This is a genomic window from Flavobacterium sp. CG_9.10 (assembly GCF_015752245.1).
In the GTDB taxonomy this organism is placed as follows: Bacteria; Bacteroidota; Bacteroidia; order Flavobacteriales; family Flavobacteriaceae; genus Flavobacterium.
Window position 1 is genome coordinate 1 of the sequence record NZ_JADOVD010000024.1, and the last position, 24361, is coordinate 24361.

Annotated in this window: 18 protein-coding genes and 3 tRNA genes; 14 read left to right on the top strand and 7 right to left on the bottom strand. The window is 33.2% G+C overall.

Features of this window, described 5'->3' with window-relative positions; translation table 11 throughout:
* Positions 1–189: 189 nt before the first annotated feature.
* Positions 190–3249, top strand: coding sequence for a T9SS type B sorting domain-containing protein (locus IWX84_RS15515; protein WP_196851533.1), 3060 nt, complete (start codon positions 190–192; stop codon positions 3247–3249).
* An 82-nt stretch (positions 3250–3331) separates the two neighbouring features.
* Positions 3332–6115 carry a T9SS type B sorting domain-containing protein gene (locus tag IWX84_RS15520; protein WP_196851534.1) on the top strand — a complete coding sequence of 928 codons (2784 nt, stop codon included), beginning with the start codon at positions 3332–3334 and terminating at the stop codon, positions 6113–6115.
* A 171-nt stretch (positions 6116–6286) separates the two neighbouring features.
* Here IWX84_RS15520 and typA read toward each other — a convergent pair whose 3' ends face one another.
* Complete coding sequence (typA, locus tag IWX84_RS14830; RefSeq protein WP_196851535.1) at positions 6287–8083, bottom strand: translational GTPase TypA; 1797 nt, start codon at positions 8081–8083, stop codon at positions 6287–6289.
* Positions 8084–8253: 170 nt separating this feature from the next.
* Between typA and IWX84_RS14835 the strand changes: the two genes are divergently transcribed.
* Entirely contained in the window at positions 8254–9969 is a 1716-nt protein-coding gene (locus IWX84_RS14835; protein WP_196851536.1) for a PAS domain S-box protein, read from the top strand.
* Positions 9969–10376 (top strand): response regulator, encoded by a 408-nt coding sequence (locus tag IWX84_RS14840; protein WP_196851537.1) that lies wholly within the window; start codon positions 9969–9971, stop codon positions 10374–10376. The genes IWX84_RS14835 and IWX84_RS14840 overlap by 1 nt, the downstream gene beginning before the upstream one ends.
* Before the next feature lie 73 nt (positions 10377–10449).
* Here the strand turns inward: IWX84_RS14840 and rpsT are convergent, their stop codons facing one another.
* From rpsT to proS, 5 genes are all read right to left on the bottom strand, one after another.
* Positions 10450–10701: a 30S ribosomal protein S20 gene (rpsT, locus tag IWX84_RS14845; protein ID WP_073207384.1), complete on the bottom strand. Its 252-nt coding sequence runs from the start codon at positions 10699–10701 to the stop codon at positions 10450–10452.
* A 35-nt stretch (positions 10702–10736) separates the two neighbouring features.
* Positions 10737–10808 (bottom strand) — tRNA-Glu (locus tag IWX84_RS14850).
* Between the two features lie 39 nt (positions 10809–10847).
* A tRNA-Glu gene (locus IWX84_RS14855) sits at positions 10848–10919 on the bottom strand.
* A 46-nt stretch (positions 10920–10965) separates the two neighbouring features.
* Positions 10966–11037, bottom strand: a tRNA-Glu gene (locus IWX84_RS14860).
* Positions 11038–11115: 78 nt separating this feature from the next.
* Complete coding sequence (gene proS, locus IWX84_RS14865; protein ID WP_196851538.1) at positions 11116–12594, bottom strand: proline--tRNA ligase; 1479 nt, start codon at positions 12592–12594, stop codon at positions 11116–11118.
* Between the two features lie 102 nt (positions 12595–12696).
* Between proS and IWX84_RS14870 the strand changes: the two genes are divergently transcribed.
* The 5 genes from IWX84_RS14870 to IWX84_RS14890 all read left to right on the top strand — a co-directional run bounded on the left by IWX84_RS14870 (position 12697) and on the right by IWX84_RS14890 (position 18369).
* On the top strand, positions 12697–13731 hold the full coding sequence (locus IWX84_RS14870; RefSeq protein WP_196851539.1) for a hypothetical protein: 1035 nt from the start codon (positions 12697–12699) through the stop codon (positions 13729–13731).
* A 56-nt stretch (positions 13732–13787) separates the two neighbouring features.
* Positions 13788–15293, top strand: coding sequence for an OmpP1/FadL family transporter (locus IWX84_RS14875; RefSeq protein WP_196851540.1), 1506 nt, complete (start codon positions 13788–13790; stop codon positions 15291–15293).
* 310 nt (positions 15294–15603) lie between these two features.
* Positions 15604–16917: a 30S ribosomal protein S12 methylthiotransferase RimO gene (rimO, locus tag IWX84_RS14880; RefSeq protein WP_196851541.1), complete on the top strand. Its 1314-nt coding sequence runs from the start codon at positions 15604–15606 to the stop codon at positions 16915–16917.
* A gap of 41 nt (positions 16918–16958) precedes the next feature.
* The gene (locus IWX84_RS14885; protein WP_196851542.1) at positions 16959–17426 is read left to right on the top strand and encodes a hypothetical protein; all 468 of its coding nucleotides are present in this window, start codon (positions 16959–16961) and stop codon (positions 17424–17426) included.
* Positions 17427–17466: 40 nt separating this feature from the next.
* Positions 17467–18369, top strand: coding sequence for an N-acetylmuramoyl-L-alanine amidase (locus IWX84_RS14890; RefSeq protein ID WP_196851543.1), 903 nt, complete (start codon positions 17467–17469; stop codon positions 18367–18369).
* Between the two features lie 199 nt (positions 18370–18568).
* Here IWX84_RS14890 and IWX84_RS14895 read toward each other — a convergent pair whose 3' ends face one another.
* Positions 18569–19618 (bottom strand): outer membrane beta-barrel protein, encoded by a 1050-nt coding sequence (locus IWX84_RS14895; protein ID WP_196851544.1) that lies wholly within the window; start codon positions 19616–19618, stop codon positions 18569–18571.
* Between the two features lie 587 nt (positions 19619–20205).
* Between IWX84_RS14895 and IWX84_RS14900 the strand changes: the two genes are divergently transcribed.
* The 5 genes from IWX84_RS14900 to IWX84_RS14920 all read left to right on the top strand — a co-directional run bounded on the left by IWX84_RS14900 (position 20206) and on the right by IWX84_RS14920 (position 24172).
* Complete coding sequence (locus IWX84_RS14900) at positions 20206–20487, top strand: hypothetical protein (RefSeq protein WP_196851545.1); 282 nt, start codon at positions 20206–20208, stop codon at positions 20485–20487.
* A gap of 90 nt (positions 20488–20577) precedes the next feature.
* Positions 20578–22233 (top strand): SulP family inorganic anion transporter, encoded by a 1656-nt coding sequence (locus IWX84_RS14905; protein ID WP_196851546.1) that lies wholly within the window; start codon positions 20578–20580, stop codon positions 22231–22233.
* Between the two features lie 80 nt (positions 22234–22313).
* A complete protein-coding gene (gene can, locus IWX84_RS14910; protein ID WP_196851547.1) occupies positions 22314–22949 on the top strand; it encodes a carbonate dehydratase in 636 nt (211 codons plus the stop codon).
* 566 nt (positions 22950–23515) lie between these two features.
* Positions 23516–23920, top strand: coding sequence for an aminotransferase class III-fold pyridoxal phosphate-dependent enzyme (locus IWX84_RS14915; protein WP_231385506.1), 405 nt, complete (start codon positions 23516–23518; stop codon positions 23918–23920).
* 42 nt (positions 23921–23962) lie between these two features.
* Positions 23963–24172, top strand: a complete 210-nt coding sequence (locus IWX84_RS14920) for a hypothetical protein (protein ID WP_196851549.1) — start codon at positions 23963–23965, stop codon at positions 24170–24172.
* The last annotated feature ends 189 nt before the right edge of the window (positions 24173–24361 follow it).

Here is a 24361-nt window from a genome sequence, read left to right on the forward strand (position 1 = left end):
TTCGTTTGTTCCTTGCAAGACAAAGATATTGACTAATTGCGTATGTTTGTAAAACTTAAAATGTTAAAGTCCGATTATTAGGGGGCTAAACCAGCAGTAACTACATCTACAACGGCAAGTGCAATCCCTTTTGCAGGAAGTATTGATGGTAGTTTTATCTCGGAAGTTCCTGCCGGAAAAACCAGCTTTGTGACTTACACGATCAATTTTGCTAAACCAATTAGCGTAGGAATGGAATATGTTAACACTGCAAACGCTACTAATTTATTAAATTCTGAAGCTGAATATACAGTAAATTCAGATGTCAATAAAACTATAACTGTTCTCAATCCTGATAATCAATTATTGATTGACACAAATTATGATGGCATTTACGAAAGTGGAATTACACAATTTTCCTCTTTTGAAATTCGCTTTCGGTTGAATAGCGCCACACCTTTACCCGCTGGAACTGGCACGTTCAAATTTTTGACTTATTTGGCAAATTCCATCAGTTTTACTCATAAAAATTTATCTGATGCCAATGCAAATAAATCTACTTTGAAGTTTTTTGCTGTTTGTGTACCAAAAGATTCTGATGGCGACGGCATCACAGATGATTTAGATTCTGATAGTGATAATGATGGAATTCCTGATACAACCGAGTCACAAAAAAACGTTTCGGTAATATTATCAAATTCTGACACTAACAATAATGGTCTTGATACTAATTTTGAGCCCGGATTTACTCCAATTGACACAGACAATGATAGCGTTCCAGATTATTTAGATTTAGATAGCGATAATGATGGAATTCTAGATTCAGTAGAAACAGGAATCGATACTGACGCTGATGGAATAAGAAATTATCGCGATTTAGACAGCGATAAAGATTTGTGTTCAGATGTTGTCGAAGCTGGATTTACTGATGGCGATGGTGATGCAAAATTTGGAAATTCACCCCTAACAGTCAACTCGACTGGACTTGTTAATGGTGCGCCTTACAGCGTTCCAAATCCCAATTATTTAATTTCGGCGCCAATCATAATTTCAAAACAACCTGCAGTTGCTCCTACTTGTGAATTACAAAATGCCACAATTTCAGTAACTGACAATGGAGGGAACACTTATCAATGGCAATTTTCAACTAATGGCGCAACTTGGAATAACATTACAAATAATAGCACCTATTCTGGAGCTTTAACAAATAACCTAACAATAACAAGTGTAAAAAACACAATGAACGGGTATAAATATCGTGTTCAACTAAATAAAGTTGGAAATAGCTGCGGTTTACTTTCAACTGACGCCACATTAACCGTTTATGCTTTACCAGCAGTTAATCCTGTGACCATTATTCAGTGTGATGATGACTTAGATGCCATTACAACTTTTAATTTAACTATAAAAAACGATGAAATTTCCAGTAATTTCAATACTGAAACTTTTACTTATTACAAAACTTTAGCAGGAGCAAATAATCAGGATCCATCGCAATTAATCACAACTCCATTATCTTTTGTAAATACTACACCTAGCACAATGACGATTTGGACTAGAGTTCAAAATGCAAACGAATGTTATAGCGTTGCTCGAACAACCTTAAAAGTACTTGCTACTCAAATTCCAAAAACCTTCAAAAAATCTTTTGAAGTATGTGATGATTTCTTAGATATAGATGGAAACAATACTGTAAATAACAATAAGAGAGATGGGATTTCGACATTCAATTTCAGTAGCGTTACCGCAAATATAAAGGCGATGCTTCCACCAGGAAATTATACGGTAAGCTATTACCGTAATAAAACCGATGCACTATCGCAAGTAAACGTTATAACTGATGTAACAAATTATAGAAATATTGGTTATCCAAATACGCAACAAATTTGGGGACGTGTGGATAGCGATGTGGATAACGCCTGCTATGGGCTGGGACCATATGTATCCTTAACCGTAGAAAAACTACCGTTTGCAAATACAGTAATAATCCCAAGACAGTGCGACGATGATCAAGATGGAAAATTTACTTTTAACACTTCAACCTTAGAATCAGATGTATTAAAAGGGCAAACAAATGTGAAAGTCACTTATTTTGATCAGAGTAATAAACCGTTGCCAAGTCCATTTCCGGCTACGTTTTCTACTAAATCTCAAACCATAAAAGCGGTTGTAACTAACACGACATCTTTAAGCTGCTCTGATGAAACTTCCATCGTTTTTGTCGTAGATGATTTACCAGAAGCTTTTCCAATAGCAACATCTATGACAACCGTTTGCGATGATGAAGCAGATCCTTTATTTCAAGACGGGAAATTTGGTTTTGACACCAGCACTTTTGAAAATACAATTTTGGCGGGTCAAACAGGAATGATAGTCAAATATTTTGACAAGAAAGGAACTTTATTACCAAGTCCATTACCCAATCCATTTATAAGCACTACACAAAACATTACAGCTGTAGTAGAAAACCCTATTAATCCAAATTGTAGTGCTTCCGTGATTATACCTTTTATTGTCAATCCACAACCCAAAATAAATTTAAATTCAAACGGAAATGAAGACGAATTAGTTTGTTCTAATCAGCCAACATTTTTCGTGAAACTGAATGCAGGAATACAAGATGGTTCCCTTACAAGTGATTACACTTATATTTGGACAAAAGACAATAAAGTTTTGGTTGGCGAATCTGGTCCGACATTAGATGTAAATGCTGCAGGTAATTATACGGTTGAAGTAGCCACACTTTTAGGTTGCAGTAGAACTCGAAAGATTAAAGTTACTGCATCAGATATTGCAAAAATTGCAAGTATTGAAATTGTTGATTTATCAGAAACAAATACAGTAACGGTAAACGTAACCGGGCAAGGACAATATGAATATAGTTTAGACGAATCATCTGGGCCTTTCCAACTATCCAATTTTTTTACTAGTGTACCTTCCGGAATTCACGAAGTATTTATTAATGATATCAATGGATGTGGTACCGTTAGTAAAACTATTTCGGTAATTGGTGTTCCAAAATATTTTACCCCAAACGGTGACGGGTATAATGATTACTGGAATGTAAAAGGCATAAATACGAATTTTAATTCAAATTCAACTATTTACATCTATGATCGTTATGGAAAGCTTCTCAAACAAGTAATTCCGACAAGTCAAGGTTGGGATGGAACTTTTAATGGAACTCCATTGCCAGGGGATGATTATTGGTTTACCATTAAATTAGAAGATGGAAGAGAAACGAAAGGACATTTTAGTTTGAAAAGATAAAAAATATTAAACAAAACAATTACTTACTGTCATTTATTGTTTTAATTTTAACTGATAAAATTATTGTTTTATTGAAATTAAAATGAACTTTAAAATATTATTTGTCTTTTTTCTACTTTTTTATGTAGCTCCTGCTTTTGCCCAAAAAGAAGCGGCTATATGGTACTTTGGAAATACTGCCGGGCTTGATTTTAATTCAGGAAGCCCTATAACTTTGTCGAATGGTCAATTAAATACAGCTGAAGGTTGTACCAGCATTGCCGATAAAGATGGAAATTTACTTTTTTACACTGATGGTTCAATAGTTTACGACAAATCTCATCAGGTTATGCCTAATGGATTTGGTCTATTGGGTCATAACTCAAGTACGCAATCGGCCATTATTGTTCCTAAACCGAACAATCCAAATTTGTATTATATATTCACAGTTGACCAACCCAATCCAAAAAATGTAGATGATGATCCATATAATAATGAAGACCCTCCAAATAACGGATTAAATTATTCCTTAGTGGATCTAAGATTAAATAATGGCTTGGGTGATATTGTTATATCCGAAAAAAACATTCACTTAATAACTTACGATAAAAATAACACGGAGGATGTAAAATATAAATGTTCTGAAAAAATAACAGCTGTACAGCATGCTGATGGAGTTTCGTTTTGGATAATAACTCATTTTAAAGACACATTTTATTCCTTTAAAATAAGTACACTTGGAGTGGATAAAAAACCAATCCCTACATCTACAAATTTAAATGTTCCGCTGGGTGGTTATATTTCCAATGCAATAGGCTATTTAAAAACATCACCAAATGGTAAAAAAATTGCTATAGCTAATTCATCAATGAAACTAAATGACGAATTAGACCCCAAAGGCAATGTAATAAGAAATACAGGAAATGTCTGGCTCTATGATTTTGATACAGGGTCTGGAAAAGTAAGTAATGGATTTTCAATAATGAGTGGAACAAATCCCTACGGATTAGAGTTTTCCGCAAAATCAAAAAAACTTTATGTAACTGTAAACCGTTTTAATCCCGATGGAATTACATTAGGTAGTTCCTTAATTCAATTTGATCTTAAAAGTTCAAATATCATTGGTTCAAATACAACAATAATAACCTCCGCTTATGTAGCCGGAGCTTTACAATTAGGTCTCGACGAAAAAATATATCGGTCTGGTTACCCTATTTTAACCGATAGCTCAAATAAATTGTCTGTAATAAACAATCCAGAATTAAATGGTACTTCTTGTAATTTTTTACAAAATGAAATCGATTTAAAGGGCGGTTTTGCAAAATTGGGTTTACCGCCATTTATAACTTCATTATTTTTATATGCCTTTAGCTATGAATTTAATTGTTTGGGACAAGCTACACATTTTTATATCAATTCTGTTGAAAAAATAGACTCTGTGCTTTGGGATTTTGGAGACGGAACCACCTCTACAGACATAAATGCTTATCATACATATCAAAACATAGGTGATTACAAAGTAACTTTGATAAAAACCATCAACGGAGAAAATAGAGAACCACTCGAAAAAACAATAACTATATATGAAATTCCCAAAATAATTTCAACACCATATAAATTAATCCAATGTGATACACAAGATAATTTACCGACAGATGGATTAGCCTCTTTCAATTTAGCGCTGGCTAATGAACCAATTAGCTTAGGTAAAAAAGATTTTCAAGTATTTTATTATCACAGTATCCTTGAAGCAGAAAACGATCTTAATAATTCTAACTCTATTCCCACTAATTATCGCAACACCATCCCAGATGAAATTCTATATGCAAAAGTTACACCACCGAATTCTTCCTGTTATAGTATCGCTACTGTTATTTTACATGCTAATAAAAACATATTAATTTTACCTCAGGCAATGCGTGAATGTGATCTTGGTAATGGTAAAGGACTTTTTAATTTAAAACAAAAGAAGGAATTAATAAAAACTGAGTTGAATTTACCATCAGATGTTCGTTTGTATTTCTATTCTAATGAAGATGATGCTTCATTAGGTGTAAATGAATTAGAAGATCAGTACACATCGATTTCTAAAATAATATACATTCGAGCTGAAAATAATGAGGGATGTTATGGAACAGGAAATTTTGAAATTATAGTAGTATCAACCCCAAAAATAAATACCTTAGTAAAAAGAATACTATGTGAAGGCAATAGCACTTCAATTGTATTAGATGCTGGTATTATCTTTCCAGCACTTCTTACTGATTATACCTACAAATGGTCAACAGGGGAAATAACACCCACCATTAAAATAAATAGAGAGGGGGATTATACGGTTATTGTAAAAAATAAATCAGATTGCGAAGTATCTCGAAAATGCAGTGTAAGTATATCCTATTTAGCAAAAGTAAACAACATAATCATTCATGATTTACAGCAATTAAATGAAGTTATAATTGAGCTTAGCAATCCCAATGATTATAGGTACATGATTCATTTTCAAAATGGGACTTCTACCCCATTTCAAAGTACACCGATTTTCGAAAATGTACCCGGCGGGTTTCATGAATTAATTATTGAAAACAATGATGGATGTGGTCGCATACTGAAAAATATTGCTGTTTTAGATGCACCGAAATTCTTCACGCCTAATAGTGATGGCTACAACGATTATTGGAACTTAAAAGGAATAAATTCTCCTTTTTATAAAAATGCCATTATTTTTATTTTTGATCGCTATGGTAAACTTCTTAAACAATTGTCCCCTTCAAGCCTAGGCTGGGATGGAAATTATAATAAAGAACAATTACCATCTGATGATTACTGGTTTACCATTAAACTTGAAGATGGAAGAGAAGCTAAGGGACATTTTAGTTTGAAAAGATAAAATGTTAAAAAGACTTACAATGAATAACCATTCTCCCTATAAAAATTAAGTAAGTCCATATTCGAGAATAATTCACATAGATATTTTATAAAAATTCGACGAAATACCAACAAAACAACCACAAAAAAAAGCCATTCTTTCGAATGGCTTTCCTATAATAAAAATATAAAATTAGATTTTAAATCTTTTTCTATCTGTTTCAGTCAAATAAATTTTACGCAAACGAATAGATTTTGGAGTTACCTCTACATATTCATCTTTTTGAATGTACTCTAAAGCTTCTTCAAGAGAGAAAATAATCGGAGGGATAATTCTTGCTTTCTCATCATTTCCTGATGAACGTACATTAGATTGTTTTTTCTCTTTAGTTACGTTTACACACATATCATCAGCACGAGAGTTTTCGCCAATTACCTGACCTTCATAGATTTCAGTATTTGGTTCAACAAAAAACTTACCACGATCTTGTAATTTATCGATAGAATAAGGAATAGCTTTTCCTTTTTCCATAGAAATTAATGACCCTTTGTTACGTCCTGCTATCTCTCCTTTGTAAGGCTCATATCCTATGAAACGGTGTGCCATAATAGCTTCACCAGCTGTTGCAGTAAGTAATTGATTACGCAATCCAATAATTCCACGAGATGGAATATTAAATTTTACAATCATACGCTCCCCTTTCGTTTCCATGCTTAACATTTCACCTTTACGCATAGTAACAAACTCTACAGCTCTACCAGAAAGATTCTCAGGTAAGTCGATTGTTAGCTCTTCAATCGGCTCACATTTTTTACCATCAATTTCCTTGATAATAACTTGTGGTTGACCAATTTGTAATTCATATCCTTCTCTTCTCATAGTTTCAATAAGAACAGATAAGTGCAATACTCCACGACCAAAAACCATAAATTTATCAGCAGAATCAGTTTCACCCATTTTCATGGCTAAATTTTTCTCTAATTCTTTTGTCAATCTATCTCTAATATGACGAGAAGTTACAAATTTTCCTTCTTTACCGAAGAAAGGAGAGTCATTAATAGTAAACAACATACTCATTGTAGGCTCATCAATAGCAATTGATTTCAAAGCTTCCGGATTTTCAAAATCAGCGATAGTATCTCCAATTTCAAAACCTTCTACTCCAATAATCGCACAAATATCTCCAGCAATTACTTCTTGAACTTTCTTACGACCAAGACCTTCAAAAGTATGAAGTTCTTTAATTCTAGATTTAGTTGTTGTACCGTCTCTTTTTACTAATGAGATTGGCATACCTTCTCTCAATATACCTCTTTCCAAGCGACCAATAGCGATACGACCTGTAAAAGCGGAGAAATCTAAAGATGTAATTAACATTTGAGGAGTTCCTTCCGATACTTTAGGAGCTGGTACATTTTCTATAACCATATCTAACAATGCTTCAACATTATCAGTTACGTTTTCCCAATGGTCAGACATCCAGTTATTTTTAGCTGAACCGTAAACAGTAGGGAAATCTAACTGCCACTCTTCTGCACCTAATTCAAACATTAAGTCAAAAACTTTTTCATGAACTTCTTCAGGAGTACAGTTTTCTTTATCAACTTTATTGATTACAACGCATGGTTTTAAACCAAGGTCTAGTGCTTTTTGTAATACAAAACGCGTTTGTGGCATTGGTCCTTCAAAAGCATCTACAAGTAGACAAACTCCATCAGCCATGTTCAATACACGTTCTACCTCACCACCAAAATCGGCGTGACCAGGAGTATCAATAATGTTGATTTTTGTTCCTTTGTATACTACAGAAACATTTTTTGAAGTAATAGTAATACCTCTTTCACGCTCTAAGTCGTTGTTATCAAGGATTAAGTCACCTGTGTTTTCGTTGTCACGAAATAACTGACAGTGATACATAATTTTATCAACCAAAGTTGTTTTACCGTGATCGACGTGGGCAATAATTGCAATGTTTCTAATAGATTCCATCTGTGATTTTTAATGGGTGCAAAGGTACACTTTATTTTGATATAAAAAATATTTATGCAATAGTTTACATATTGTTAACGTATTAGACCTAAAAAACTATTACGCAATAAGAGCAAAATAAGTTTCAGACGATACTTAGTATTTTAACATTATTTATTTATATTTGAGTAATGAAAAACAAAACCAATCAAATAATTATAACCTATATCCTCATCTCTCTATTTGTGGCAATCCTTTGCCACAAATTATTCCAAAAATTTATCTACACTGCTAACTTTCAAAACTATAATTTCGTTAAAGATTTGTTGTTTATAACTTTTACAGGGATTGCTTACAAATTAATTTTATCAAAAAATGACAATAGGAACTCTGCAATTTTTGAAAAACTCAAGAATACAAATGATGAAATTAAAGAGTCAAATGAAAAATATGACATTGTAGCAAAAGCAACAAGCGACACTATTTGGGATTGGAAAATACAGGAAGATAGCTTATCCTGGAACAAAGGAATAGAAGTGATTTTTGGATACACCCAAAATGAAGTTGGCTCTAGTTCCAAATGGTGGTTTGAAAAAATCCATCCAGAAGACAGTATCAAAATGTCAATTAAACTATATTCCTTTATAGAACAAAAAACGGAAAACTGGCAAGATCAATACCGTTTTAAATGTGCCGATGGTTCCTATAAATACGTTTTAGACAGAGGTTTCCTTTTAAAAGATGAGGAAGGAAAAGCCACACGAATGATAGGTGCAATCCAGGATATTACAAAACAAAAAGAGGAAGAGCAACGGCTTAAATTATTAGAAACAGTTATTACTCAATCCAGAGATTCAATAATTATCACAGAAGCGGATTCTAAAAACACCCGGATTCCAAAAATAATCTATGTAAATCCTGCTTTCTCCATTATGTCAGGATACCATACTGATGAAATCATCGGAAAAACACCAAATATTTTTAAAGGTCCCAATTCTGATAAACAAGAATATAAAAAATTAATTACTGCCTTAAAAAAGAAACAAGAATGTCTGATTGAAACTATAAGCTATAAAAAAAATAAAGAGGAATATTGGGTTCGTTTCTCTATGATTCCAATTTACGATACAGAAAATGAGCATTCACATTGGATATCAATCCAAAGAGATGTCACGGAGGAAAAAAAACAAGAAAAAGAAAAAGAACAATTGATCCGCGAATTAACACAAAACAACAAAGATTTAAAGCAGTTTTCCTATATTACATCGCACAACCTTAGAGCGCCATTATCCAATCTGACCGGACTTTTAAACTTAATCGAAGACATTCCTATTGAAGACCAAGAATTAAAAGAAATTTTAAACGGTTTTAGTAAATCCACTCATTTATTAAATGACACCATAAATGATTTAGTTAAAGTTATTATTATAAAAGACAATGCTTCTATCCAGAAAGAAGATGTATTTCTAAAAGAAATCTTTGAAAATGTTTTTAGTCAGCTAAGCTTTCAAATTGAATTATTCAAACCAATAATAAAACTTAATTTCGAAAAAATTTCTGTTTTAAATACGAACAAAGCCTACTTCGAAAGTATATTATTAAATCTACTGACTAATGCACTAAAATATAAATCAGAAAATAGAAAACTTAAAATAACCATTACAGCTAACGAAACCGATGATACCGTTTATTTAATATTCAAGGATAATGGAATAGGGATCGATTTAGAAAGAAATAGAGACAAAGTCTTTGGGCTCTATCAAAGATTTCATAATTATCCTGACAGCAAAGGACTGGGATTATATTTAGTCAAATCACAAGTTGAAACGATGGGAGGAACTATTAGCATTGAAAGCGAAGTAAACAAAGGCACAACTTTTACATTAACATTCAAAAACAAAGAATAATGTTAGATCAGATTTTATGTATTGATGACGACCCCATAACACTTATGTTATGCAAAAAGGTACTTATCAAAGCATCTTTTTCAAATGAAATTATCACATCGCAAAACGGAGAAGAAGCACTTTGTTACTTCAATACTTTAAAATACACCAACACAGAAAGTGAATTAAAAAAACATCCGCAATTAATTTTTTTAGATTTAAACATGCCCGTAATGGGAGGTTGGGAATTCTTAGATCAATTTAATACCGAAGCATTTTCTGAATTTAAGAATATAAAGATTATAGTACTTTCCTCAACCATAGACCCTGAAGATCTGGAAAAATCTAAAAAGTATCCTATGGTAATTGATTTTTTATCAAAACCTATTACCCTAGCTATGCTTGAATACTTAAAAAATAAAATTTAATAAAAATAGCGTATATAAAAAAAGCTCCCAATGTGATTGGGAGCTTTTTTTATAAGTAGGTAAATTATATTAATTACAATTTAGCAACGTGTTTCGTTAACTTAGATTTCAAATTAGAAGCTTTGTTATCATGAATGATATTCTTCTTAGCTAATTTATCAATCATAGATATTACATTTGACAATTTAGATGTAGCATCAACTTTATCAGTAGCTATTCTTAATGCTTTGATTGCATTACGAGTAGTTTTGTGTTGGTATCTGTTTAATACTCTTCTCTTTTCGTTACTTCTAATTCTCTTTAGAGCTGATTTATGATTTGCCATTTTATTGCTTTTTTATCTTTTACTATTTTTTTTTGTAGTCCGTAAGGGAATCGAACCCCTGTTACCAAGACGAAATCTTGGCGTCCTAACCCCTAGACGAACGGACCTTATCCTCCTAAGTTATTTGTCAATCTAAATTGAACTTGTAGCCCGTAGCGGAATCGAACCGCTCTTACATGGATGAAAACCATGCGTCCTAACCGATAGACGAACGGGCCATTTTCCCTCTAAGTTCGGGATGACTTTAATCTGCAAAAAAAATAGTAGCCCGTAGCGGAATCGAACCGCTCTTACATGGATGAAAACCATGCGTCCTAACCGATAGACGAACGGGCCCTGCTTCTCTAATGCGGATGCAAAAATACAACTATTTTTGAGACGCACAATAGCTGATGCAAAAAAAATTATTTTTTTTTAATATGCCTTCGCAAATAACACTCTTCCAACTGATGGTTCCCCAGTAAAAACGCAGCTTCCCGCCTCTTCTACTCGGTCTAAAGGGATACATCTAATGGTCGCTTTAGTGAGGTCTTTAATCTTTTCTTCAGTAGCTGCAGTTCCATCCCAATGAGCTGATACAAAGCCTCCTTTATTGTCTAAAACTTGTTTAAATTCATCAAAACTATTTACTTCGGTAATATGTGTATCACGATAATTTAATGCCTTTTCGAACAAATCAATTTGAATTTGAGCCAATAAATCATTGATATAAGTTACAATTCCGTCTTTTGAAATAGTTTCTTTTGTCAATGTATCTCTTCTTGCTACTTCAAAAGTTCCATTTTCTAAATCTTTTGGCCCTACAGCAATTCGAACCGGAACACCTTTCAATTCCCATTCAGCAAACTTGAATCCTGGTTTTTGAGTCGTTCGATCATCATATTTGACAGCAATTTTCAATTTCTTCAATTCTGACACTAACACATTAACAACTGAAGTGATTTCCTCTAATTGCTCATCTGTTTTGTGAATTGGAACAATAACAACTTGAATCGGTGCTAAATTAGGAGGCAGAACCAATCCTTTATCATCAGAATGTGTCATTACCAACGCTCCCATCAATCGAGTGGAAACCCCCCAAGAAGTTCCCCAAACATGTTCTTGCTTCCCTTCTGCATTGGCAAATTTAACGTCAAAAGCTTTGGCAAAATTTTGCCCTAAAAAGTGCGAAGTCCCTGCTTGCAATGCTTTCCCATCTTGCATCAAGGCTTCGATACAATAGGTTTCCTCTGCACCAGCAAATCGTTCCGTTTCGGTTTTGAAACCTTTTATAACTGGAATTGCCATAAAGTTTTCAGCAAATTCAGCATATACATGCATCATTTTCTCTGATTCTTCAATAGCTTCTTTTTTGGTGGCATGAGCAGTATGTCCTTCTTGCCATAAAAATTCCGCGGTACGCAAAAACAATCTTGTTCTCATTTCCCATCTCACAACATTCGCCCATTGATTAATAAGCAACGGTAAATCTCTATAGGATTGAACCCATCCTTTGTAGGTTGACCAAATAATGGCTTCACTTGTTGGACGAACAATTAATTCTTCCTCTAGTTTTGCATTTGGGTCAACCATAAGCTTCCCTGGTCTATCGGGATCATTTTTTAATCTATAGTGTGTTACAATCGCACATTCCTTTGCAAATCCTTCTGCATTTTTCTCTTCTGCTTCAAACATACTTTTTGGAACAAACAATGGAAAATAGGCGTTTTGATGTCCCGTTTCTTTAAACATTCGATCCAATTCCGCTTGCATTTTTTCCCAAATTGCATAGCCGTAAGGTTTGATAACCATACAGCCTCTAACTCCTGAATTTTCGGCTAAATCAGCCTTGACAACCAGTTCGTTATACCATTTTGAATAATCTTCTGATCTTGTAGTTAAGTTCTTACTCATATTGAATAGTTTGGCATAAATTTTGTTTTAATTATTTTTAACTAAATAGTTCCGCAAAACTAACTATTTTTGTAATGTGCAACAATAAAAAACACCCTAGATATGAAAACTAATACTTTTTCTTTCTCAAATGCTCCAATATTTTATATTGTTGCATTTTTGAGCATTTTGTTAACTTCATGTGGCTCGTATCAAAATAGTTCCTATTATGATAGCGATGGTATATATGGAAACAAAGACAATAGAAATATTGAAAGAGCGTCCCAAGTTAGTTCAAATAATCGATACAAGGATTACTTTAGTTCTTTACAAGACGACAATCAATCTACTGAAATTTTTACCGATGTAGATAAGTACAATAATTATAGTTTAGATAACGACAACCAGCAAAACAATAGCGCAAACTATCCTGGATGGGGCAGCAATCCTCAAAGCGTAAGCATCAATGTTTATGATACCGGATGGGCAATGAATAACTGGTACGGAAACAATTGGGGATGGAATGGTGGATATGGCTGGGGAATGAATGTTGGTTTTGGCTGGAATAATTGGGGCTGGAACAACTGGTATGGAAACAATTGGTATGGAAACAATTGGGGTTGGAACAATCCGTACTATTACGGATGGGGTGGATACGCAAGTTATGGATGGAACTATCCTTACTATGGTTATTCAAATTATGGTTATTACAACAATAATAATTATTCCAATAATCCAAGCAGAAGAGGTTCTTCTTATCAAAATTCAGTGAACGGTACTAGAAATTACAGTTCAAGAAATTATTCTCAAAATCAGTCCAATTCTACCAGAGGATCAAATTATTCTGATTCTAGAAGAAACTCAACTTATTATAACGGTACAAGAACCAGTCCTACATTTTCAAGAGGAAATGGCACACAACAACAAAATAATAATTATAACAATCCTAGCAGAAGATCAAACACAAACGGTCAACAAAACTACAACCGTTCCAATAACCAAAATTATTCACCATCTAGATCTAATAACTCCAGGTCTAATGAAAGTTATTCCCCATCAAGATCAAATAACTCAGGTTCCTATGACAACTCCAGATCTTCAGGAGGTGGCAGTAACAGCGGCAGATCATCTGGTGGAAGCGGAAGGAGAGGTAACTAAAAAATCTATTTATACTTTTTAATAAAAAAAAAAATCAAAACTATACTTGAAATAAAATGAAAAAATATTTATTCCTATTATTAACTGGCTTCACTTTCAGCGTGGCTCAATCGCAAGAAATATCAGATGCTATGCGATATGCGCAAGACAATTTAAATGGAACGGCACGTTTTAGAGCAATGGGTGGCGCATTTGGAGCGCTTGGTGGTGATTTATCAGCCATAAACGTAAATCCGGCAGGCTCGGCCATCTTTGCAAATAATCAAATGGCCATTACCCTAAGTAATTACGATACAAAAAACAACTCCAATTATTTTGGCACGTCAACAACGGAGAAAAACAATTCCTTCGATTTAAATCAGGCTGGAGGAGTTTTTGTATTTAATAGCGGAAACCCAAGTAGTGACTGGAAAAAGTTCGCCCTATCAGTGAATTATGACAACGTAAATAATTACAATAATTCTTCGTTTTCCGCCGGAACTAATCCTAACAATTCAGTAGCTAATTATTTTTTAAGTTATGCCAATGGTGTTCCATTAAATGTTTTAGATAACTCTAGCTATGCAAGTTTAGATAATGGGGCACAACAAGCTCTATTAGGATATCAAGGCTTTGTCATCAATGCAGTTGATGACAATAATCCTAATAATACGCAATACACTTCAAATGTTCCTGCAGGCGGGAATTATTATCAAGAAAACTCAATTGTCTCTAGTGGCTATAACGGAAAATTATCATTTAATGCCGCTACCTCTTATCGAGATAAATTTTATATTGGATTAAACTTAAATTCTCATTTCACGGATTATAGAAAATCTTCCCGTTTTTATGAAGACAATGATAATGCTTTGGATGCCAATTATAAAATAAAGAGGTTGAGCTTTGACAACGAATTATATACTTACGGAACCGGTTTTTCATTTCAAGCGGGCGCGATTGCAAAAATAACCAATGAAATTCGTGTAGGATTAGCTTACGAATCTTCGACCTGGTATCATTTAAGTGATGAGTTTTCTCAAAAATTAGTTGCGGTAAGCAGTAACTCCAGCGGTGAATTAAGTCCAGATGTTGTAGATCCGCAGATTACTAATTTATACCAACCTTATAAATTACAAACACCAAGTAAAGTAACAGGAAGTTTCGCTTATGTTTTTGGGAAATCAGGATTGATAAGTGTTGATTACTCGATGAAAGATTATAGCAAGACCCAATTCAAACCCGAAAATGATACTTATTTTAGTGCTGTCAATAGTAATATGAATGCTATTCTTGATAAAACTAATGAATTACGTTTGGGTGCAGAATATAAAATTGAAGCATGGAGTTTAAGAGCAGGATACCGTTTTGAACAAAGTCCTTATAAAAACAAAACAACCGTAGGAGATTTAAAAGGTTATTCAGGAGGTTTGGGTTATAACTTTGGTTCAACCAAAGTAGACTTGGCTTATTCTTCGGCAGAAAGAAATTCACAACAAGGATTCTTCAGTCAAGGATTAACTGACGGTGCAGCAATTAAATCTATCAATAATAATGTCTCTTTGACTTTATTATTTGAATTGTAAATCTCCCTAGCCCTCGAAGAGGTTATAGAAAAGAATAAAAATCGAATTAAAATATCCGTTTCATGATTTGAGACGGATTTTTTTTGAAAAAGGTGTTAAAAACCTTAAAAGTAGTAAAATAGCCCCGATAAAAGCGTCATCCATTGTACCCGGGGTTCGGGTACAATGATACAGCGGTTAGCGGGACAGCGGGTGATGAAAAAAGCCAAAGGTTTGTGCTCCTGAACAAATTAATAGAAACTGAAACAAGTTCAGTTTAAATAAAAATCGTAATTTTGCAAAATTCCCAAATTATCGGGATTATAATACTATGAGAACGAAGTCTTTAAAAAAGAATAAAATAAACGTAATCACTCTTGGGTGTTCGAAAAATGTATATGACAGTGAAGTGCTTATGGGTCAACTCCGTGCTAGCGGAAAAGATGTTGAACATGAAGCGCCAGCCGAAAGTGAAGGGAATATTATAGTTATAAATACATGTGGATTTATTGATAATGCCAAGGCAGAATCAGTAAATATGATTTTAGAATATGCTGATAAAAAAGAAAGAGGTTTAGTTGACAAAGTTTTTGTTACCGGATGTCTTTCGGAGCGTTACAAGCCTGATTTAGAAAAAGAAATTCCAAATGTGGATCAGTTTTTTGGGACTACAGAATTGCCTGCACTATTGAAAGCATTGGGCGCGGATTATAAGCATGAATTATTAGGAGAACGTTTAACGACTACTCCAAAAAATTACGCGTATTTAAAAATTTCTGAAGGTTGTGACAGACCATGCAGTTTTTGTGCGATTCCATTAATGCGAGGAAAAAACGTTTCTCAAACTATTGAAAAATTAGTGAAGGAAGCAGAAGGCTTGGCTAAAAACGGCGTTAAAGAACTAATTTTGATTGCTCAGGATTTGACTTATTACGGTCTTGATCTTTATAAAAAACGTAATCTTGGCGAATTATTGGAAGCATTAGTAAAAGTGGAAGGAATCGAATGGATTCGTTTGCATTACGCCTTCCCTACTGGTTTTCCTATGGATGTTTTGGAAATCATGAAACGCGAGCCTAAGATTTGTAACTACATTGATATTCCTTTGCAACATATTTCAGATTCTATCTTGAAGTCTATGAGAAGAGGAACGACGCAGGCAAAAACAACAAAATTATTGAAAGATTTCCGTGAAGCTGTTCCTGGGATGGCGATTCGTACTACTTTAATAGTAGGGTATCCTGGAGAAACGCAGGAAGATTTTAATATATTGAAAGAATTTGTTCAAGAAATGAAATTTGACAGAATGGGTTGTTTTGCTTATTCTCATGAAGAAAATACACATGCTTATTTGCTTGAAGATGATGTTCCAGACAATGTAAAACAAGATCGTGCAAACGAAATAATGGAATTACAATCACAAATTTCTTGGGATTTGAACCAAGAAAAAGTAGGACAAGTATTCAAGTGTATTATAGACAGAAAAGAAGGCGGACATTTTGTAGGCCGAACTGAATTTGACAGTCCAGATGTTGACAATGAGGTTTTAATTGACGCGTCAAAGCATTATGTAAAAACAGGTGAGTTCGTAATGATAAAAATTATTGAAGCAACTGAATTTGACTTGTACGGAGAACCAGTTTAAATTTGAATTATTTTTCTAATAATATCTTTAAAACATTTAATATGAAAGCATTCCAAATACTTGTGACCTGCGCAGTACTATTATTTTCTATCAACACGATTTCGGCACAATATGGCGGTAACGGTTATAATAATGGATATGGCGGTGGTTATGGAAATGGGCGTAATCAAATGAATAGCGGAATGAGTCATGATTCTAGCAGAGATAAACCAAGAGAAATTCCAGTTGAAGAAACCGTTGGGAAAATAATGAGTAAACTTAAACCGGCTATTGATCTTGATGAACTTCAGGAAATTGCAATCTCGAACATTTTTACCGAAAGTATAAAGTCTGAAACTGCAATAATAAAAGGACAAACTAGTCAAGATGACAAAATCAAAGAATTTCAAGCCCTGTCGGAAGTGACAGATAGAAAAGTAAAGGAACTATTAAATAGCGATCAAAAAGAAAAATACATCGCTTTTATCGAAGAAAGCAAAAATCCAAAAAAATCCAAAAAAAATAAATAATTCGTTCTTTGCAACGTCAAAAATGTAATCATAAATAAGCATGAGGAATTCTTTTTATTACTTAATTTTAGCTTTCATTATCACCTCTTGTGCTTCAAATCCTTATAAGGCAACTGAGAAAATATACGATAAAAAACTACATGACTTAAAAGAAACTCTTTCAAACAAAGAATCGATTTCTTTACCATTAGGTAATAATTATAAAATTACAGTTGATACCTTGTACACCAATCAATTGCACAGTGTTAAAGACTCTATTTCAAGAACAAGTCTTACAATATTAAAAAATGGTGTAAATACCGAATGGATTAGCACGGTGAATTTTAATTTAAGGAAGCCTAATTTTATCATCATTCATCATACCGCACAAGATTCAATACAGCAAACGATAAAAACATTTACGCTGGCAAATACACAAGTAAGTGCGCATTATGTGATTGCAAATGACGGTCGAGTGATACAAATGTTGAATGATTATTTAAGAGCTTGGCATGCTGGTGCTGGGTCTTGGGGGAAAAATACCGATATCAATTCTGCATCAATAGGAATTGAGCTTGATAATAATGGAACAAAACCTTTCTCTGAATTACAGATAAACAGTTTATTGGCTCTTTTGACCAAATTAAAAAAGGACTATAACATTCCTGCTCAAAATATTATTGGTCATTCGGATATTGCTCCTGCCAGAAAAAAAGACCCTAGCGCTTTATTTCCTTGGAAAACTTTAGCGGAAAAAGGGTTTGGGATTTGGTCCAATGAGATATTAGAAATTGCTCCGGTCGACTTCAATGTAGAGCAAGCGCTGCGGATTATAGGTTATGACACAAAAAACCTTCCTGTAGCGATAATGGCTTTCAAATTGCATTATGTTCAAACAGATATTAATGATGTGTTAGATGATAATACTAAAAATATTATTTACTCGATCTTCAAACAACAGTAATTTTGTTTAACCAACAAAATAAGGAAAACGATTTTTTGAATATATCAAAGAATCGTTTTTTTTATTCATATCCTTCTCTGCCTATTTTCTTTATCTTAAATGCACTTTGAGTACTACAACTAATAATAAAAAAAAGCTGCCACAACATATAAAAGAATGTCATGGCAGCAAAAAAAAAATATTGTCTTATCTAATTTAATTAGAAGCTGTAAGTTGTTGCCAACAAAACATAGGCATTAGAACCTGATGGATTTGAATTGCTGTCCATAAATATATCTTTGGATGAGAGATCAACTCTAACCTCAGGAATGATTGTTAAATTTCCAACTTTGTAGTTCAATGAAAGCGTGTTACCTACGATACTAGATCCACCTAAAGTTGAAAGAGTTACGGCCGCGTCAGTTGCGTCAAAATACTCTAATCTGTATGCTAAACTAATATTGTCTTTTGCAGCATAATTGGCATATCCAATTAAAGCAAACCATTTTTCATCATTTGCACTAGTGACATCATCATTTATCAATGCATACGTTCCATTAAATCCTAAAGAAAATTTATCAGTAATCTTTTTAGATGCTACAACATCAAATTGCGTTTTATTCACTGTAGTTGCCGGATTTGAACTACCGGAAGTTGCATTAAAGTATACACTTCCTGAATCTCCCACATAAGCCACTTGTCCTATGAATGTTTTTTGCGTAGAACCAGCTTCAATCGTTGTTTTAAAATCCGTTGGATTCGTTACCCCAGCCATAAAACTAACTTTACCTGAAGTATATTGCGCTTTTACTCCAGTGTTAAAAAATGGTCCATTAGTAAAAGCGTAGGACATACTGTAGTTTTTATTATCGACAGCATCCAATAATTCATATCCGATATGCGTAGTAAAGCTACCTCCAATAACTTTAAATTTTTCCGAAAATTCGTAAGTAAAAATCAATTGCTTTATCATAAATGAACTTGCTTTATCATTGTATGTAAATTCTTTAGCTCTGTTTCCAAAACCTAAATCAACGAATACAGATCCTTTTCCTATTTTGTGAGATGCCTCTATGGAAGCCATTCCTAACTCAAATGAGTTGTGAGAATTAGTAAAACTAGTTTTTCCGTTCCCTGCTAAATTTGCAAAATCATATTTATAATACATATCAGCCGATCCTCCAAAAGTAGTAGCTGGTGCTGGTGCATCTTGTGCAAATGTTATGCTTGTCGTTAGTAAAATTACTAAAATAGTTAATGCTTTTTTCATGTTTAATTTAGTTTTAGTTATTAATCTGGTTGGGTATTATTTGGTTGAACTTTATAAAATATTCTCGTTTTACACTGGTCACTCTCTAAAATTGTAAAAAAAGTACCATAATTACTCTTTTTTTCTTGAAGTAAAACCCCTTTTCCTTTTGGCGAATTTATTAACTTTTATGCGACTTGATTAAATAATATTTACTTATTTGGTTATTTTTGAGAAGAATTATTGATAACAAAAAATCATTGTAGAATAATAAATATTTCCTATTATTATCTTAATATTTTAAAAAATTCATAATTGAAATATTAGACTATACCCCTACTTTTTACATGCAAAACAAAAAAATAAGAATAAATAAAGTGATTTTGCTAATTTTTTCACCAAACACAACATACAACCCCCTAATTATTTAATATATTATTTAAAATAATTTTTTTACACTAATTGTTATTATTCGTCATAACATCAAACAATAAAAAAGTAATCATGACTCTAAAGACGCCTTTGATTGTAGCCACATAGATGTTAATTTTGTTTTAAATTTCTTGAAATACTATTGATTTCATTTGTTAAATTCTATTTTTGCTGTAATGAAGATTGTCGCACAAATATTATTATTTATTTTTATTGCTTTTCTTTTAACACCTACAATTGTTAGTGTTATAGAGAAAAGTACCGATACTTCTATTACCTATAGTTTTTTTGAAGAAGAACAATCACACAAACAGATTAAAGCAATTTTTCATTTTGATATTGCTTATGAAATAATTCATTTATCGGAATTAACCTCAAGTCTCATTTTATCAGAGAATTTGTCTAAGCACGATATTATTTCTTCGACTATATTTATTCCCCCGCCTGACCACCTTTAATACATTGTTAATTTTAAAATTTTAAAATTAAATTGCTCGCATTATAACAATGTGAAAAAAATCTTTGTGTTTAATTTTTAGTAAGGTATAATGTCAAAAAAAATCAATCTTTTTGCTAACCTTAAATCCGATTTCGCGTCTGGTTTAGTGGTTTTTCTGGTGGCGCTACCATTGTGTTTAGGAATTGCAATGGCGTCTGGAGCACCATTATTTTCGGGAATAATTTCAGGTATTATAGGTGGAATAGTTGTGGGCTATCTGAGTAAATCACATTTAAGTGTCTCAGGTCCAGCAGCAGGTTTAACCGCTATTGTTCTTACGGCCATTACTGATTTAGGTGCTTTTGATATTTTTTTAACTGCGGTTTTTATTGCGGGTTTAATCCAATTAGCGTTGGGATTTATCAAAGCGGGAACTATTTCAAATTATTTTCCAACTAATGTCATCGAAGGAATGCTGGCCGGAATTGGAATTATTATTATTCTGAAACAATTGCCGCATGCCTTTGGTTATGACAGTGATTTTGAAGGAGATCAAGCCTTTTTAGAATTAGACGGAAGCAATACATTTTCTGCATTACTGGCTGTTTCTAATTATATCCAATTGGGTTCCATTATAATAACGGTACTTTCATTACTAATTTTAATTGCCTGGGATAAGGTTCCTTTCTTAAAAAAATTAAAATTAGTACCTGGAGCTCTTATAGCAGTAGTTGTTGGTGTTGTTTTAAACGAGATTTTCACATCATCCGGAAGCTCTTTGGCTATAGCCACAGAACATTTAGTTTCATTACCAGTTCCAACGACTTTGGAAGAGTTTAAACAAATAATTGTCACCCCTAATTTTTCTGGAATTACGAATTCCAAAGTTTGGGTCGTTGCCTTTACTATAGCAATTGTTGCCTCGATTGAAACCCTATTAAGTGTTGAAGCAGCGGATAGAATGGATGTCCAGAAACGGTACACCGATACCAATGCGGAATTAAAAGCGCAAGGAATTGGAAACATGGTGAGTTCTCTATTAGGTGGTTTACCATTAACATCTGTAATTGTACGTACATCAGCAAATAGTAATTCGGGCGCCAAATCCAAAATGTCTGCCATTATCCACGGTATTTTGTTATTGGTAAGTGTTGTAACTATTCCATTAATATTGAATAAAATTCCATTGGCAACATTAGCAGCCATATTACTATTAGTAGGATACAAACTTGCTAAACCATCCATATTTAAGCACTTTTGGGAAAAAGGAAAATATCAATTTGTTCCTTTTATTGCCACATTATTGGCAGTAGTATTTACTGATTTATTAAAAGGAGTGGCTTTAGGAATTATAATTAGTATCATATTTGTTTTAAAAGGGAACCTGAAACGTGCCTATAATTTTAGAAAAGAAGAATATGCGGACGGCGATGTTATTCATATTGATTTAGCACAAGAAGTTTCTTTTTTGAATAAAGCTGCAATAAAATCTACGTTGAATGATATTCCAGAAAATTCAAAAGTAATTATAGATGCAAAAGACACTGTTTATATAGCACATGATATTTTGGATTTAATCCATGAATTCAAAACCACAAGAGGTAAAGATTATAATATTAAAGTTAAACTTAGAGGTTTTAAAAAAGCTTATCAGCTAGAAAATACTGAAGAAACGCCAAACAAAGTTACTTTTGAACATTATTATGATGCCGCTAAAAGAAAAACAGTCAAAAGAGAGATCCTTACTGAGGACTTTATTGAGTAATTAATTTTAATGAAATCACTTTTAGTAGTGCTTTTAGAACACGCAAAAATGAGATTCTCAAATTTAAAAAAAACAAAAAAATGAGCGATTTTTATAAAAAAATATTAGATAACAACAAAAAATGGGTCGAAACTTCTCTAGCCAAAGATCCCAATTATTTTGAAGATTTAGCTAAGGGACAAACACCCCCATTATTGTGGATTGGATGTTCAGACAGTAGAGTTCCTGCTAATGAAATTGTAGGGGCTAAACCAGGCGAAGTATTTGTACATAGGAATATTGCCAATATGGTAGTGCATAGTGATATGAATATGTTGAGTGTATTAGATTATGCTGTAAATGTTTTGAAAGTAAAACATGTGCTTGTTTGCGGTCATTATGGTTGTGGAGGTGTAAAGGCCGCCATGGGAAATGATTCAATTGGAATCATAGATAATTGGATTCGACATATAAAAGATGTTTATCGTTTACACGACGAATACTTAAATTCAATTACTGATGAGACGGAACGCTTCAATACTTTTGTTGAAATTAATGTAAAAGAACAAGTTTTTGATCTAGCTAAAACATCAATTGTTCAAGCAGCATGGAAAAACGGGCAAGATTTAACATTACATGGTTGGGTTTATGGACTGAATTCAGGTTTTGTAACTGATTTAAATGTGAATATAAGTTCCGAGAAAGATTTAGACGAAGTATATCAGTTGAGATTCTAAAAAAAAATCGCCTTCGGGCGATTTTTTTTATTATTAAACCAGACTACCAAAAAAAATAAACAATAATTTAATATGCAATATTTGATTGTAAACTTTATACTGCTATAAGCGGAGATTATAATTGTTTTTGTTAGATTACTATCTGCAGCAAATTGCTGAATACTAAAATTGGTATTTCTTGCAAAAATTGGTACGCTATAACTTTTTGATACTTTTATTTCTCTAGCAAATTAAAGCCCAACATTAGAAAATTTTAAGCCTGCTTAGCCACTTGCATAAACATCATTAAGCTCCATTAATAACTAATGCTTCAACAAATGGTCTGCTATTAACATTGTTTTCTATTCGATAATTGTTGATTTCATATTCATAATTTTTTTTATTCCAATCTCAGACTACTCTCCTCCATAGCCTGACTTTTTTGTTCCTTCAAAACGAATCCTAGAATCAGATTGTGCTGATGAGTTTATAAAAATATTTCCCACTTCAATTTTTCTGTCTAAATGTTGGTGTTTTGACAATCTTCCGCCCAAATACCAAACGAAGAAACTCGATTAAAATGGAGCTTGGATTTGGTAAAACGAATCATTCGTTATGAAGGCGGACATACTATTGCTGCCTTTATTTTTGAAGGCGAAAGCGGTCCATCAGGTGGCTTCCATTATCCAAATGGGTACTTGAAAGGCATCAAAATCTTATGCGAAAAATACGAAATTTTGTTTATTGCCGATGAAGTGATGAGCGGCTTTGGAAGAACGGGAAAATGGTTCGGTTTTGAGCTTAGTGATATCATTCCGGATATGATTTGCATGGCAAAAAGTTTGACTTCCTCTTATCTTCCTCTGGGCTGTCTGATGGTTTCAGATAAAATCGCCGCAAAATATGGCGATTCTCCTTTATGGATTGGCTTAACATACAACCCACATCCGGCAGCGTTAGCCGCTTCATCGGCGGTACTAAACATTTATTAAACTGACAATCTGATTGCAAACACCAATAAAATGGGTGCTTATATGGAAAAGAGAATCAACGAATTGCGTACCCAACATCCATCAATGGCCGATTTTAGAACTAAAGGATTATTGGGATGTTTAGATGTTATAAAAAGCAGAAAACCGTATGAATTAATGGCTCCTTTCAATGCCAGTGAAAGTGAAATGGAAATCATGAACAAAGTGGGTGCTAAATTGAGAGAATTAGGACTGTACACCTTTGTTAGTTAGGGTTACATCTTTATTGCTCCGCCATTAATGATTAATGAAACTGAAATAGACGAAAGTTTAGCCATTATTTCTCAAGCTTTAAAAATAGCCGACGAATCATTGTTGTCCGATAAAAAATCACGGAACGTTTATTTTTCTATTTATTTTGGCACTTCACGAGGTTTTAGCCTGCTTTAGCTTGTTTTTGAG